The sequence below is a fragment of the Magnetospirillum sp. 15-1 genome (assembly GCF_900184795.1).
GTDB lineage: Bacteria > Pseudomonadota > Alphaproteobacteria > Rhodospirillales > Magnetospirillaceae > Phaeospirillum.
Genome location: NZ_FXXN01000013.1, coordinates 15536 through 30626 on the forward strand (window position 1 = coordinate 15536; position 15091 = coordinate 30626).

Here is a 15091-nt window from a genome sequence, read left to right on the forward strand (position 1 = left end):
GGTATGCAGTGCCTACCATTTCCTCCACGGGGGATTGGGCGAATTCCACAGACGTTCAAGGAACTGCTTGTCCCGCACGGTGTCCATGCACTGCCAAAAATCGTCATGCTTGTAGGCGGCAAGCTGGCGGTTGTTGGCAAGGGTTTCCAGCAGCTTGACCTCCAGCGGGTCGTCGTCGCCGTCGATGAACTGGAAGATGTCGGGGGTCATGACCATGAAGCCGCCATTGACCCAGCCTTCGCCGGCCTGGGGCTTTTCGGTGAATTCGGAAACCATGTTGCCGTCGAACAGCACGCCGCCGAAGCGGGCCGGCGGGCGCACGGCGGTGATGGTGGCCATGCGGCCCGCCTGATGATGGCGTTCGATCAGCGACGGGATGTGCACATTGGACACGCCGTCGCCATAGGTCAGCATGAACGGTTCGTCCCGCAGCAGGGGCTCAAGCCGCTTCAGGCGGCCGCCGGTCTGGGTGTTCAGCCCAGTGTCGATCAGGTGGATCACCCAATCGTCGCGCTTTTGCTGGGGGGAATCCAACAGGTGCATGGTGCCGGCGCCCACATCCACCGTGCAGTCCGACGTGATGAGGTGGTAGTTCATGAAATACCGCTTCACCACTTCGGCCTTATAGCCCAGGGCAACCACGAACTCGTTGAAGCCGAAGCTGGAATAGATCTTCATGATGTGCCACAGGATCGGGCGCCCGCCGATCTCGACCATCGGCTTAGGTATATTGACGGTCTCTTCGCCCAGGCGGGTTCCAAGGCCTCCGGCCAGGATGACAACTTTCACTTTACCCCTCCTGATAAACGCAGGCGCCTATTTGGCCTTGAATGGATAGGCCGCGCTGTAGGAAAGCTCGGCGTGACCGCCGGTGCCATCGAATGCGACGATGTGAACCACCGGCTGCAATCCTCCTGGCTGTGGCAAGGTCAGCTCCAGGATATATCCGCTTTCGGCCATGGAGGGAACATGCAGCGCGTCCGCCACGTCTTGGCGTCGAAGCGCCGGACGGGCCCAGGCCAGCCGCCGGCCATCGGCATAGGCGGCCACGGCTGCCGCTGGTCCCTTGCTTTGGTGATCCACCGCCCAGCCGATTACCGATGCCACGCCGGCTCCCACATTGACCACATCCACCCAGCCAGTAAGTCCTTTGGCGGTCCTCGCCTCGCCCGGCTGCACCAGCGGCGGTTCCACGGTTGCCGGGCGCGGCGCCGGTGTGACTCCGGCGGGCGGCGGCGTTGCCGGCACGTTGGCGGCAATCGGCAGGGAAATGTCCATGCGGCCAAGGGCCAGTAGGCCCAGATCGGCAATTATCAACGCGATGACGACGGTCATGGCGGGACGGCGAATGATGTTCAATTGCCCCTCCGTCAGTACATGTAAAGTGGCGGGATGAACGCGTTGAGCGCCGCCCCCACCAGCAACAGAATAATTGCGGCGCCCATGGCCCGGCGTAAGGCGGCCTTGCGGGCGGCGCCATCCACTTCGGGGCCGGCGGCAATGGCGTCATCCACGGCCATGGCGCCGGCCACGATCACCGCGATGCAGCAGCACAGCACATAGCGGAAACTGGAAGTGTTCACCAGCAACAGGTATGGCGCGAAATACAGTGCCGACCCCGCCATCAGCGTGCCGCTGAACAGGCGGTTGCGTGTGGGCAGGCGTAACAGCGGCAGCAGCGCCAGCGACAGGGCCGCGAACAGCCAGGGGCGGAAGAACACGGTGTTGCGCAGTGAGATCAGAGTGTTGATCACCTTGGCGCGCAATGCGTCCAAAGCCGGTGGAACGTCGTCGAGTCCCTGCATCAGCGTGGCGAAGGCGGGACCGGATGGAATCTCGCGCCCCGCCGGCGGGAAATACGAGCCCAGGAAAACGGCCAGCGGATTGGGTTCGTTGGACAATCCCAGGAACTGCAGCAGCACGACCACCCGGTGCTCGATCCACGTTCCGGGATAGGTGGCGATGGCCGTAAGCCAATCGTGCATCAGCGGCCCCTGAAGGGGGGGCGCGATGGTCTTCATTTTGGCCAGATTAAGGTTGTTGCTGGGCAGGTAATAACGCTCGATGTCGTCAAGCGTGTAGGGCGGATCGGACACCAGATATTCGGGCACCAGCATGGTCTTCAATTGATGGGACATGCCCATCAGATCATGCAAGGGCGTCAGATAGCCGGCATGGCCGGCGCAGCATTGCCGGTCGATGGCGGCACTGTTGAACAGACTGGTTACCGCCAGCAAAACGACCGAAAGGCCTGCGGCCAATGCGGCGGACATGCCCAGCGCCTTGCGGCGTGGAGCCTCCGGGAAGCGCCACGACACCGCCACGGCACCCCAGGCGAACAGCAGCGGCATAACCGATGGCGGGGCGTTGGAGCGGATGGCCCAACTGTACCACAGCGCAGCCAGGGCCGCGCCCAATGCCGCCCGCGACCGGTGCTTGCGTGCGGCCAGGATCAGCGCCAGTCCGACGATCAGGGCGACGGCGTGCTGGGTGTCCTTGCCGATATGGCCCATATAGGCCGCCGTGCTGGGCAATACGGTCAGGGTGACCAGCATGGCCGCGCCCAGCAGCCGGCTGCGGAATTGCAGGGCGATGTAGCCAAGCGCCGCCCAGGTGATCAGGGTCTGCACCACCAGCATGGACGCCAATTGCCATATAGGCGGCGCGCCCAATGCGGCGGTAAGGCGGATAAGCGCATGCCAGGCCACCGAATGCAGGGGCGGCTGGATATCGCTGAGCGCGTGGCGGTAAAGTTCGCTGAGCGAAAAATATTCGTCGAAGTTCCAGTGGCCGGGAAAGCTGGTCAGGAACGTTGCCGCGGCGCAGCTTGCCGCAACGCCCATCAGGGCGACATTTCCTGCCGACCGGCGTCCTTGGCGCAGCAGCGGCACCAGTGCGGACAGAGCGATCAGCGCGGCCGCCGCCGTCGCGGGCACCAACAGCCAGAACAGGATGGTCTGCACGGTGGGCGGACCGGAATCGGGAAGGCCGGCTGAGAGTTCGAAATCATGGACGATCCAAAGATGAGGATCGCGGCCAGTGACGAGGAAGAGGCCGGGATTCTGCACCATCAAATCGTTCGCGCGCCACTTCGAAAATTCCGCCGCCGACACCGTCTTGATGACGCGCCTGCCCTCGGGCAGCCAACTGGACAGGGCCACGAAACGAAGTTGCTTGACCGTGACGGTCACGCCCGCCTGGGTGCCCAGGTCAAGGCGCAGGTAACGCAATTGCTTCGGCACTCCTTCGAACGTCAGCGTCGCGCTGCCTCCGCCCATGGACAGGGGGCGGGTGACCGGATGGCTGTAGTCGAAATTGTAATAGGCGTTCATCCGCTGGGCGGCGCGCGGCATGTCCACATCGGCTTCCAGCGCAATCCGAACCGGCCACGTGGCGATGGAAACCTGCAGCCCGATCAGGGCAAGACCAAGCACGGCCAGGGCCAGCAACGACAGGGCGAAGCGGCGGTAAGGGAGCGTCGAAGGCGATACGTTCATTCTGTCTGCAATCATGCGATGAAGACGGCTGCGGAAAGGTAAAAACCCGTCAGGACGGTTCCTGCGGCCGGGCCAATGCCGGCCTTGTCCCCCAGGGCAGCCATGCCGGAACCGTGGTTGCCATCCGCTTGAAGCCCAGGCGCATCAGCCTGATGCCGGGCTGTTCGATCCAGCGATAGGTCAGTGTGGACATGCCCAGCACCAGCGCCAGCCAGATGAAGCCCCGCATGGGAACCGAGGGATAGCCCCAGCCCCACACAATGCTGAGCGCCATGGCATTGGCGAGCGGCAGGTGCAGCAGATAGACGGAATAGGAAATCCGCCCGAGCCACCGCATGGGCGAGCATGAGAGAACGCGGGAATAGGTCAATCGCGGGTCGGCGGCAAAGTAGGTCAGTGCCGGGAACAGCAGCAGGACGAAGACATAGTCGGCGCCGAACGCCGAGATGGAGTTGTAAAACACCAATCCCAGGACCGTGAGCCCCGCACTCGCCGCTGCAATCCAGCCCGGATGTTTGATCTGGAAACTATGCTGCCGGCCCCAAAAGACGAGGCACCCAAAGGCAAAGCCCAAGGTCGTCCGAAGCAATCCCGGATTGATCGGCCCCCACCAGCTTTGCATGACCGTGCTGTTCAGCGTAGGGGAGCGCGAGGCCAGTGCGGCTGCCGAGATGATGACGACGGCGCTTGCGATTGCTGGGGTCCAGCGAAGCCGAACGATTGCCAGTATCCAAACAATATTTACCGCGAATTCGGTCGATATGGACCATGACGGTTTGCTCCAGGTGGGGAGCACGACAAATCCCCAATTATGGACCATCGCCAAACTGTAGAAGAAATTTGTCGCATCATCGGCAGCAGAAAGAATGTGAAACCGCTTGTAGTAAATCCAGAAAACGTATTCCTCTGCAACTAACAGAAAAAGTGCAAATGCATGCAGGGGCCAAAGGCGCGATATTCTGTTAATCAAGAATTTCGTCGATGATATGGCTTTTGAATGGAGCCCGGACTCATATTTCATCGTGAGGATGAAGCCGCTTAATACGAAAGACAAATCCGTACAAATATTTCCCCAGTGAACGTTTCGTGCTCCCACGAACCATTCCTGGTAATGAAACAGAGCGACGAATAGAGCCGCTAAGCCGCGCAGGCCGTCGATCGCATCTACCCGCTGTTCCCGCACCGGCTATTCCCCCCGAAATAACAAAAGCCGCGAATATTGGTGTATCCATCAATGACGATGCCCCAAATTGAGAGCAACTCGCCGTTGGCAAAACCGTGCGGCTTTCTATCATCGCAGACCCGTTCAGTCCAGCCGCTCCGCCGATATTCGCGGTGGATCGTGGGCATTGGCGCGGGTATGTACTGGTGGATTGGAATGCGAAGGGGCCAAGTCATCGCCATGCACATCGTCATCACCGGAGCCACCGGATATATCGGCGCCTGGCTGCTTAAGGGCGCTCTGGCGCGGGGGTGGTCGGTGACCGTTCTGGGCCGCACTGCCGGGGCCGCTTCGCAGCATGTGCGCCATGTGCGGTGGTCGTTGGGCGAAGAACCGCCGGCCATTGCCTTTCAGGCCTTCGACGCGGCGGGACCGGCGCGGGCGGTCCTGCATCTGGCCCATGATTGGACGGGGGGCGCCGGTGATTCCGACGACATCAATCCCCAGGCCACCGAACGCCTGCTGGTGGCGGCACGGGATGCCGGTGCGGATCGGTTCGTATTCGCTTCGACCGCGTCGGCGCGGCCCGATGCCCTGAACCGCTATGGCCGGGTCAAGGCGCGGATCGAGGCGCTTTTGACCCGTCCGGGTGAATTGGCGGCCCGCATCGGCATGGTGTATGGCGGGCCGAAAAAGGCCATGTGGGGAACCCTGTGCCGCATCGCCACCCTGGCGCCGGTGATCCCCATGATCTCGCCCCATCGCGAGGTGCAGCCCGTGCACATCGACGATCTGTGCGAGGGGCTGTTGCGCATGGCGGAACTGGACCAGCCGGGCCGCAAAATCTATCCCCTGGCCGATGCTGTGCCGGTGACGTTCGGCGGGTTCCTCAAGCTGGTGGCCGCCAAGGTCTATGGCCGGCCGCTGGCGGTGGTGCCGCTGCCGTTGTCCCTGGTCCTGGTGGCGCTGGACGTGCTTTCCCGTATCCCGTTCCTGCCCAAGGTGGATAAGGAACGGGTCTACGGTTTGGCCGGCATCACCTATGTGCCCAGTGCCGATGCGCTGGCCGAATTGGGGCTGAGCCTGCGTCCGCTGGCGGACGGTTTGGCTGCCGAGATGCCGATGCGCCGCATGCTGCTGGCCGAGGCGGCGTGCCTGCTTGCCTATGTGGCGGGGCGCCGGCCCTCTGCCGGAATGATGCGGCGCTATGTGCGGGCCGTTCTGCAAAGCGGTGACCGGATGCCCCTGGCCTTGCCCGGGCCGGTGCTGCGCCTGCCCGCCCTCATGCGTCTGTTGGACCCCTTGGCTGTGACCGGCAACAAGGCGGTGGAGCGGGCTCGCCTGCGCCTGCACATGGCCGCCCTGCTGGCGGATACCGAGCGGCCCGCCCAGGGCGGTTGCTATGATTACGAGGGGCAGGGCAGGTCGGCGGCTTTGGTTGGCCTGGTGCGCACGGCGGCGGTTGAGGGGATGTCCATGCCCATTCGCCTGTTGGCGACGCGGCTGTGGTGGCGTTGACCATGGACGCGGATGTCATCATTGTCGGCAGCGGGCCGGCTGGAGTGTCCGTGGCCCGTCCGCTGGTGGAAGCGGGCCTGTCGGTTCTGATGGTCGAGGCCGCCAGCGGCCTGTTACCGGCGGGTGACCCCACCCGCCCGGCCCTGGCGGATTTGCGCCGGGGCGCGCCCGACACATGGCGCCATCTTCTGGGCGACGATCTGCGCGGCCTGCGCGACATGACGGATGTATCGCCCAAATTGCGGCTGATCCCCGACCGCGACTTTCTTGGCAATTATCACCGTGGCAACCGCCTGCAGGCCCGCGATTTCACGGCCATCGGTATCCTGGCCCGTGGCGGCCTGTCCAATTTCTGGGGGGCTGCGGCGGGGGCTTACGGCGCGGATGAGCTTGCCGGCTGGCCCATGACGCTGGCAGATCTGGCACCATCCTATCAGGCGGTGGCCGGGCGCATGGGCATCAGCGGGACGCTGGATGACGACATGGGCGCCTATCTGGGCGAGGGCCTGCCGCTGCTGCCGCCGCTGCCGCTGTCGCCGGTGGCCGAAGCTTTGCTGGCCGCCTATGGGAAGCGCGGCGCGGGCCTTGGCCTTCGCCTTGGCCGTTCCCGCACGGCGGTGCTGTCTGCCGCCCATGGCGGGCGTCAGCCTTGCGATTTGGACGATGCCTGCATGTGGGGCTGCCCCAAGGGCGCCGTTTACAGCAGCCTGCACGACCTTGCCGATCTTCTGACGCACGGCAATTTCCGCCTGCGCGACGGCGCGCTGGTGGAGCGGGTGGAAGGGACGTCCGGCGGTGCCGCACTGGTCGCCACCGGTACGGACGGGCAGTCTTTGCGCTTCCAGGCCCGCCGGGTGGTCCTGGCGGCGGGGGCGTTGCCCACCACCCGGCTGGTGCTGTCGGCCCTGGACATGGTGGACCGCCCCATCACCATCCATAATTCGCCGGCCTTCGCCTTGGCTGCGGTGCTGCCCCGCCGACTGGGCGCGCCTTTGCCCGAGCGGGCTTTCGGCATGGCCCAGTTGGCGTTGCGCTATCCGCTGGGGGACAAAGCGGGCGGTCACGCCTTCGGCTTGCTTTACGGCGGCGACGCCATGGCCGCGCCGGAATTCATGGCTCACATGCCGTTGTCGCGCCGCGGCGGGGCCGAGTTGATGCGCGGATTGCTGCCGGCCTTGATGGTGGGGCTGGTCTATCTGCCGGGCTGTTTCAGCGACAACCGCCTGTGCCTGCGGCGTGACGGGCAGGGGGATCGCCTGGAAATCCAAGGCGGCTGGCGGGCGGATTTCCCGGCTTCCATGGCCCGTGTGGTTGCCGGGCTGGGCCGCGATCTCCGCCGTCTTGGGGCGTTCGTTCTGCCGGGTTCGGCCAAGGCGTATCAGCCCGGCGCGGAAATCCACTACGGCGCCTCGCTGGCCCTAGCCGGTCTGGCCGACGCCCATGGCGCGGTGCGGGGCGTGCCGGGCGTGGTGGCCGCCGACTCGTCGGTCATGGGGCCGCTTTCGGCAAAAAGCCACACCTTCACCATGATGGCCAATGCCCATCGGATCGGCCAGGTGCTGGGACGGCAACTGGCCTCTACGGGCAGGTGAGGGGCTGGCTGGCCTTGGTTCGCGTTGCCGTCCGCCCGCCAATATGGGCTAGGCGAATGAATGGCGCCTCAATGACCACATAAGTCAAACCGCTTAGGGCCAGAATTCCGGCAATGAAAATGACTAGCGACGCGGCAAATCCAACACTCGGAAGAGTGAGAGGTGCCAGGACGGAAAACACAAGGATATGGGTCATGTATACGCTGTAGCTTACTACGCCCACATAGCGCAGTCCCTTCCAGCGAAATGGTTCCGACAACCTTTGCGGCCCCCACACTATGCCGACCATGATTAAAGCCCAGGCAGCACCTGCCGTCGATGATTGGGCAAATATCTGGTCTAGATTTCCCAATACAGGCTGCAGCAGCGACCGGATGGGCTGGAAATCAATGGCCAGCAACACCAAGCCGGTAAGCAGGCAGCGAAGGGCAGTCCGAGGGGATGGTTGGGGAAGAACCCCGTTATCAACGCACACTTTGCCCAGCCCAAGCGCCGTTCCGAAAAGGAATATAGGCAGGTAAACATAAAAATGGGGGTGCTGTGACCAGCCTGGGTTCATGTTTGCGTACAGGTAAACCGCATCTGCGATCGCAGCCGCAACTACAGCCATGATTAATTTGGGCCGATGTTTCTCTTTCATCGCGCCGCAAGCAACTACTATTAGCGGTAAGATAAAGTAATATTCAAACTCGGCTGAAATTGACCAGAAGACACCCTTCGGCCAGCGCAAGGTTACGTGGTCGATAAAGGAGAATCCACTCGCGGCAAACATAAACCTCTCAAATGCCGGAATACATAGCAGCGTGAAGAGAGTGGCAATATACATTGGAAATATGCGGCAGACTCGCTTCGAGAAATAAGACGCAATTACCGCCTTGTAATTACCGCTATTAAGCTGCGATGACAAAATGGTCGCAAGTAGATAGCTGCTGAGGATGAAAAATAGCCAAACCCCCTGCTTCGCGAATGGGCCCATAAAGTCATTGACGGGGCGGCTGAAAATCATGAAGTGCCCAAAAACCACAATGAGGGCAGCCATTCCCCGCACGCCATCGAGTTCGGGCGTTTCGCTGCCTCGACTGCCGCCGATAAGTCGCTCCAGCCATCCCTGCGGCGCCTTTTCACGGAACCATGTGAGTATCATCGTTGTGGAAAACGAAGCCAAAAAGACCATAACGGATAATACGGCAAACAATGCCGTTCTAACGGTGGCGATCATATACCGTTCGCTTGAGGCAATGGTGTGGACTGCCGAAAGCGAGGGGGGAATGATAATGGCGTAAGAGCCGTTGCCGTTGGTCCAATGAGTTCCGTCGGCGCGGTGTTCCACCAAATTGAACGCGATTGATGGTGCCGTCAGCAGGTCGATGACGTGAAGCGGCAGGCCCGCGTTTTCCACCGCAGACGAGGCAACGGTGAACATCAGGCGCAATTCCCGTATCTGCACGGGCGGGCCTTTTCCGGCATTGAGGAAGTCGCCGAAATCGATTCTCAAGAAGTTGATGTCTTCCGGGATGCCGCGCAGATAGTACGCCCCGTTTCCTTCCATCCGCGCGACTCTGGGGTCGGCCCAGTTCCTGTTTATGTAGCCGTCCACATGGGTCGGCAAGCGATCCATATCCAGTTTCACCCAAAGGTCGATTCCTGGGGGAACGCTGTGCCGCAGGGTGTGGACGCTCCAATACAGGCAATACGCCGAGGTAATGGACGCAGTGATGGCCAGGGCAAGCGCGCCCATGCGGCACCAGCCAGTCAGCCCCGCCAGAAAGGAAATTATGCGTGTCTTCATAAGCGGGCGTCCCGGCAAGTTTTATTTAGCCATGATCTGGCGCAGCAGGTCCGCCAGCAGGCCAAGGGCGAATACCAGGATGCCCACCAGCATGGCGCCGACGCACAGCAGGAAGGCTGTTGCCAAATGGAACGCTAGACCGCCCATGAACGCCACGACTGAGATCAGCGAGCACAGCAGCGCCATCAGCAGATAGATTTTCAGCGGGTTGTAGTAGGTGATGGCCTGGACGATGAATTGCAGCGTGCGCAGGGAATCGCGCCACAGCCGCACCTTGGTCTTGCCGATGCGCTTGGCGTACGGAATGGGCAAATAGGTGACGAAGCGCCCGGTCATCATATAGGCCAGCGTCAGCGAGGTGGTGAAGCTGAACGTATCGCACAGATGGCTGAAATAGCCGGTCACCGCCGATTTGGAAAACACCCGCAATCCCGAATTGATGTCGGGGATGCGCCGGCCCGCGGTCCATTCCACCAGGAAGCGCAGCAGCAGGCGCATGGGCCATTTCAGCGCCGATTCCTTGTAATGGTCGCCGGTGCGGGCGCCCACCACCATGTCGAAGCCCTCGGAGAACTTTTCCAGCAGCACGGGAATGTGGTCGATGGGATAGGTGCCGTCGGCGTCGGTGATGACGATGGTGTCGTATTCCGCAGCGCCGATGCCGCTTTTCAACGCCTTGCCGTAGCCGACATTATGGGGATGACGGACCACCCGGGCGCCGGCCTCCATGGCAACCGCGCCGGTATCGTCGGACGAGCCGTCATCCACGACGATGACTTCGTAATTCTCGCCGCAGCACGTCTTCAGGGTTTCCGCGACCTGTTGCACGGTCGCCGCAATGGCGTTGTTCTCGTTATAGGCAGGAATGACGACGGAGACCATGGACGCGTCCTTGTGGAGCAATAGGGCAGGGCCGCTCAGGCGGCTGGCGATTAAGAAATGCGCCGCAGAATAAAGATCGCTTCCTTGTTCAACTGAACGAAGATTTCCAGTTGCAGCGGCATGGTGCTGACCACGTATTGCAGGAATTCCAGCATTCCGCTGGGACCCCAGCAGTGAAAGTGGATGCTGTAATCCTGGTCCGACAACACCTTGGCGCGGGCGGCGATGGTGGCTTCGTCCGGGTAGTGGCGCCCGAAATGAGAGTCCACATAGCGCGCCCATTCGTCGAAATGGGTCTCGCGGCTTTGGCCGGGGCCTTCTTCGTGGTCGCGGATAATGTGGTCCAGGGTGGTCGGCGGCCGATTGTCGTCGAACGTGAAACGCATGTCCGGCAAAGCGGCATACACCACCCCGCCCACCTTCAGCACACGCACGAAATTCTTCAGCGTGCCGATGGGGTCCTGGCAATGCTCCAGGAAATGGTTGGCGATGATGAAGTCCTGGGATTGCGGCGCCAGGGTGGTCAGGCGCTCGCCGTCATCGACAATGTCCACGTCCACCAGGGGAAGCGCACGCAGTTCGGGGTATTGCTCGTACAACTGCTCTTTGGGCATGCGGTCCACATACCGCACCTTGGCCTGACTGGGGACGGCCAAAGGGTTGTGAAGGGCGCCGACCTCGATACCGCTTCCGTCCAAATACATGGCGGCGATTTGGCTGCGTTGGATGCCTTGCGGCGGTGTTTTCTGCGATCCAGACACGTTTTCACCACCTCCGCTCATTTCCGGGGCGATATCAGGAAAGTCCGCCAAATATGTCAAGCTAGAAATAGCTGAGATGGGTTGGCCACCCTATTGCCTTTGTACGGCGGCGAGGGCTATAGGTGGTTGAATTGGGTGGGGTTCCTTTGGCCTGTAAGTGGGCGCCAAAGGTACGGGAGTGGTTTTGTGGGTCTGGGACGGTTGATATTTCACGGACGCCGCGCGTCGGCGCCGTCTTTGTCTTCGCCGCAATGGGGAGCGGGCGTGGTGTCCTACTTGGACGCTGAGTTCTATCTTGAGGTGAATACCGATGTCGTCGGCGTCGAGCCGGTTGCCCACTTCCTGTATCACGGCATCTTCGAGAACCGGGCGTCGTCGCTGTTTTTCAATCCTTCATGGTATATGGAGCGCTGCCCCGAGGCTGTGACCGATGGCCGGCCAGCCCTGATCCATTGGATCGAGCGGGGCTGCGCCCTGGGCATCGACCCGTCGCCTTATTTCAGCGTCGCCCATTATCTTGGCTGCAACCCCGACGTGGCCGCCGCCGGGACCCCGCCCCTTGGGCATTTCCTGCTTCACGGCGCCGCCGAGAACCGGCCGTTTCATCCGCTGTTCGACACTGCCTTCTATTGCGGTCATTGTCCCGAGGCGGCGACCTATCCGGGGGGCGCCTTCCGCCATTTCGTGAATTTCGGGGCCGATGCCGGTTTGGCGCCCAATGGGGATTTCGACGCGCGCTTCTATGCCGACCGGGTGGGTGATCTGGGCGGCCTAAGCCCGCAGGCCCACTGGCTGCGGCTGGGCTGGCCGGCGGGGCTGCCCATCAGGGCCGATCATCAGATCAAGGATTATCTGGGCAAGGCCGAAACGGAGCACAGCAGGACGCCCGCGCCCTCACGGGTCCAGGTGGCGGTATTGGTGCGGGCTGGTCGGGCACGGCTGGCGGCATGCGTCGATAGTGTGCTCGCGGTCCCCACCCGCGTGCCGTTCGATCTGATGCTGGTTGCCGAGGCGTCCGATGCCGAAACCGCAACTTATCTGCGGCAGTTGGGCATCAAGCGCCCGGACGTTGCGGTGCTGGTCGCCCCCGGCCGTGCGCTTGCGCGTGTGCTGACCGTTTCCGCAGGGCGCGACCTCGTCATTCTGGACGATGGGGTGCGGGTGGCGCCGGGTTGGTTGGACAAGCTGGCCAACCAAGCTTACGTGTCGTTCGACGTGGGCAGCGCCACCACCTTGTCGAACCGCCCGGGGCTGGGCGCATATCCGACCTGGCATGGGTGCGCCGTGCTGCCCGGTGGCGAAAGCCTGGAGACCATCGACCATGCCTGCCAGACCGCCAACCAGGGGACGGGGCTGGATTATCCGGCGGGTCTCACCGGGGCCTGCACCTATATCCGCCGTGATTGCCTGCAGTCGCTGCAAGGCCGGCCAGAGGGCCTTGATGACGTGCTGCGCCTGACCGGCGAGGCCGGGTGGCGGCATCGGCTGGCGCTGGACACCTTTGTCCATTGCGGCGATGGGGGCGCGGCGGCTCCGTTGGCCCTTGCCCAACTGCCGGATGCGGCCCGTCATTTCCTGGCCGAGGATAAGGCCTGCGGCTATCGCGGCGCGGTGACCGCGCGGCGTTTCGCTGCGTCCGGCAAGCCGGTGATCCTGCTGGTGGGCCATGCCCTGGGCGGCGGAACCGCGCGTCATATCAGTGATCTGGTTGCCGCCTTCGGCCGTGACGCCCACTTCATGGTGATGTCGCCCTGCGGCAGGGGCGGCAGCGGCACCATGGTCACGCTGGCCGCCGCCAATGACGGCGAGGGGCTGAGCTTCCGCGGCGACCTGCGCGCCGACGCCCGCCTGCTGACCGAGTTCCTTCATTCGGCGGGCCTGCAACGGGTGCATGTCCATCACGTGCTGGGCTTCGGCCCCGAACTGCGCCGTTTCATCCTGCAATTGGGCGTTCCGCTGGACGTGACCGTGCATGATCACACGGTGGTCTGTCCGCAATTGCTGATGACGGACGCGCAGGGCAATTTCTGCGGCGACAGGACCTATGGCGAGTGCAACGCCTGTGTGGCCGAGCGTTGGCACATGGCCGCCACCGACGTCTTCACCTGGCGCCGCCGGCACGCTTGGCTGCTGGAAATGGCGGAACGGGTGATCTGTCCCAGCCGCGACCTTGCCGTCCGCCTGAAGGAATACTTCCCCCATCTGTGCAACGTGACCGTTGCGCCCCACGCCACCCTGGGCGAGCCGCCCGCCGCTCCGCTTGCCGTGCCTGCGTTGGCCGAGGGCGAGCCGTTGCGGGTGGCGGTTTTGGGAACGCTGGCGCCCCACAAGGGCAGCCGGGCGGTGGCGGAATTGGCCACCCTGGCGCGGGAACGGGGCGCTGCCGTGGACATCGTGCTGATCGGTCATTCCGTGGTGCCCATGCCGGGCACTGACGAGGCCAATTTCCGCGCCACCGGAGCCTATGAGGAAAGCGCGTTGCCCGCCCTGCTGGCCGAACTGTCGCCCCATGTGGTGTGGTTCCCCTCGCGCTGCCCCGAGACCTACAGCTACACCCTCAGTGCCGCCTTGGCCGCCGGGTTGCCGGTGGTGGCTCCGGCTTTAGGGGCGTTCCCCGAGCGTCTGGCGGGACGGCAATGGACATGGCTGGCGGCGTGGGACCAAAGCGCCGAGCGGATGTTGGAGCGCTTTGAGGCCGTCGCCCATGCTGTGCGCCACAACCGTCCGCCCATGCCGCCGCAGGGCCAGCCGGCGCGGGAGGCGGCGTTCTATCATTGCTATCTGCTGCCCGCAACGCAGCGGCAAGAGGTCCGCGATTTGCGCCGTCCGGGGCGGATTTCGGTGATGGCGGTGCTTGAAACCCATGTTCCGCTGGCCGCCGGCATGCTGGGCAATTTGCCCGATCCGTGCGGCTATATCCGTGGATTGCTGCCCCTGCGCAACCAGCAAGACCACATGGATGTGCATTTCGTGGATGAAGACGAAATCCCCAATTTCGTCGCCCATGTGGTGTTCACCCAGCGCACCGCCATCCGTCAGGCCGAACTGGCGCGCAAGGCCATCGCCCATTGCCGCCGCCATGGCATAAGGATCGTCTATGACATCGACGATGCCCTGTTCGATGTCCATTCCAGCGCCGAAGCCGATCACGCCAGCTATGGCGACCGGTTGGGCGGCGCCTTCCAACTGGTGTGCAACGCCGATGTGGTGACCGTGTCCACGCCGCCCTTGGCTGAACGCTTGCGGGGGTGGAGCGGTTCGGTCGAACTCGTCGCCAATGCCCTGGACGTGGAATTGTGGGGATTGGACCAGCCGCCCGTGGCGCCGCCCGATCATGGCCCGGTGCGCATGCTGTATATGGGCACGGTGACCCATGAAGGGGACTTTGGGCTGGTGGCGCCGGCGCTGGAACGTCTGGCGGCGGAATTCGGGCCGGATCGTTTGCAGATCGACGTGATCGGCGTGATGCGGTCAACCCCGCCCTGGCTGCGGCGCCTGAACGCCCCCGCCCGCGCCTCGGCGTCCTATCCCCAGTTCGTCGAATGGCTGAAAAGTCAGGGGCCGTGGCATGTGGGCATCGCCCCGCTGACGGCCACCTATTTCAACCGCTATAAAAGCCACCTGAAATATTTGGATTATACGGCGGTGGGGGCGGCGGTCGCCTGCTCGGACTTTACCCCGTATAACGGCGTGGTGCGCCACGGCGTGACCGGCCTGCTGGTGCCCGACGACGGCTGGTACGACGCTCTTCGTAATCTGGTTGTGGATGCCGGTCTGCGCCGCAGCCTGCATGACGCGGCGCGTCAGGAATTGCTGTCGCACCACACCCTATCGTCCCAGTCTACCACCCGGCGCGCCTTCTGGGACCGGGTGGTGGGGCAGGTCTGACG

General features: G+C 63.1%; 10 protein-coding genes. 3 read left to right on the forward strand and 7 right to left on the reverse strand.

Annotated features, from left to right (window positions below):
* Positions 1–12: 12 nt before the first annotated feature.
* The 4 genes from rfbF to CP958_RS01555 are packed head-to-tail and all read right to left on the reverse strand — an operon-like array spanning position 13 to position 4680.
* Positions 13–789 carry a glucose-1-phosphate cytidylyltransferase gene (gene rfbF / locus CP958_RS01540; RefSeq protein ID WP_096700259.1) on the reverse strand — a complete coding sequence of 259 codons (777 nt, stop codon included), beginning with the start codon at positions 787–789 and terminating at the stop codon, positions 13–15.
* 27 nt (positions 790–816) lie between these two features.
* Entirely contained in the window at positions 817–1335 is a 519-nt protein-coding gene (locus CP958_RS01545) for a hypothetical protein (protein WP_141400388.1), read from the reverse strand.
* 35 nt (positions 1336–1370) lie between these two features.
* Entirely contained in the window at positions 1371–3497 is a 2127-nt protein-coding gene (locus CP958_RS01550) for a hypothetical protein (protein ID WP_141400389.1), read from the reverse strand.
* A gap of 49 nt (positions 3498–3546) precedes the next feature.
* Positions 3547–4680: an acyltransferase gene (locus CP958_RS01555; protein WP_096700262.1), complete on the reverse strand. Its 1134-nt coding sequence runs from the start codon at positions 4678–4680 to the stop codon at positions 3547–3549.
* 195 nt (positions 4681–4875) lie between these two features.
* Between CP958_RS01555 and CP958_RS01560 the strand changes: the two genes are divergently transcribed.
* Together CP958_RS01560 and CP958_RS01565 are read left to right on the forward strand one after the other, a co-directional pair.
* Positions 4876–6177 (forward strand): NAD(P)-dependent oxidoreductase, encoded by a 1302-nt coding sequence (locus tag CP958_RS01560; protein ID WP_170958801.1) that lies wholly within the window; start codon positions 4876–4878, stop codon positions 6175–6177.
* A gap of 2 nt (positions 6178–6179) precedes the next feature.
* Positions 6180–7769 (forward strand): FAD-dependent monooxygenase, encoded by a 1590-nt coding sequence (locus tag CP958_RS01565; protein WP_096700264.1) that lies wholly within the window; start codon positions 6180–6182, stop codon positions 7767–7769.
* Here the strand turns inward: CP958_RS01565 and CP958_RS01570 are convergent.
* From CP958_RS01570 to CP958_RS01580, 3 genes are read right to left on the reverse strand one after another with little or no spacing between them, the layout of a single operon-like run.
* The gene (locus CP958_RS01570) at positions 7756–9558 is read right to left on the reverse strand and encodes an acyltransferase (protein ID WP_096700265.1); all 1803 of its coding nucleotides are present in this window, start codon (positions 9556–9558) and stop codon (positions 7756–7758) included. The two genes, CP958_RS01565 and CP958_RS01570, sit on opposite strands and share 14 nt — an antisense overlap.
* A 21-nt stretch (positions 9559–9579) precedes the next feature.
* Complete coding sequence (locus CP958_RS01575) at positions 9580–10440, reverse strand: glycosyltransferase family 2 protein (RefSeq protein WP_096700320.1); 861 nt, start codon at positions 10438–10440, stop codon at positions 9580–9582.
* A gap of 50 nt (positions 10441–10490) precedes the next feature.
* Positions 10491–11201, reverse strand: coding sequence for a methyltransferase domain-containing protein (locus CP958_RS01580; RefSeq protein WP_197706331.1), 711 nt, complete (start codon positions 11199–11201; stop codon positions 10491–10493).
* 267 nt (positions 11202–11468) lie between these two features.
* Between CP958_RS01580 and CP958_RS01585 the strand changes: the two genes are divergently transcribed.
* Positions 11469–15089, forward strand: coding sequence for a glycosyltransferase (locus CP958_RS01585; protein ID WP_141400390.1), 3621 nt, complete (start codon positions 11469–11471; stop codon positions 15087–15089).
* Positions 15090–15091 lie beyond the last annotated feature (2 nt).

Excerpts from the sequence above, each read along its gene's own strand:
- CP958_RS01570 (WP_096700265.1), bottom strand. The coding sequence starts at position 9,558 with ATGAAGACACGCATAATTTCCTTTCTGGCGGGGCTGACTGGCTGGTGC.
- CP958_RS01560 (WP_170958801.1), top strand. The coding sequence starts at position 4,876 with ATGCGAAGGGGCCAAGTCATCGCCATGCACATCGTCATCACCGGAGCC.
- CP958_RS01545 (WP_141400388.1), bottom strand. The coding sequence starts at position 1,335 with ATGACCGTCGTCATCGCGTTGATAATTGCCGATCTGGGCCTACTGGCC.
- CP958_RS01565 (WP_096700264.1), top strand. The coding sequence starts at position 6,180 with ATGGACGCGGATGTCATCATTGTCGGCAGCGGGCCGGCTGGAGTGTCC.
- CP958_RS01575 (WP_096700320.1), bottom strand. The coding sequence starts at position 10,440 with ATGGTCTCCGTCGTCATTCCTGCCTATAACGAGAACAACGCCATTGCG.
- CP958_RS01550 (WP_141400389.1), bottom strand. The coding sequence starts at position 3,497 with ATGAACGTATCGCCTTCGACGCTCCCTTACCGCCGCTTCGCCCTGTCG.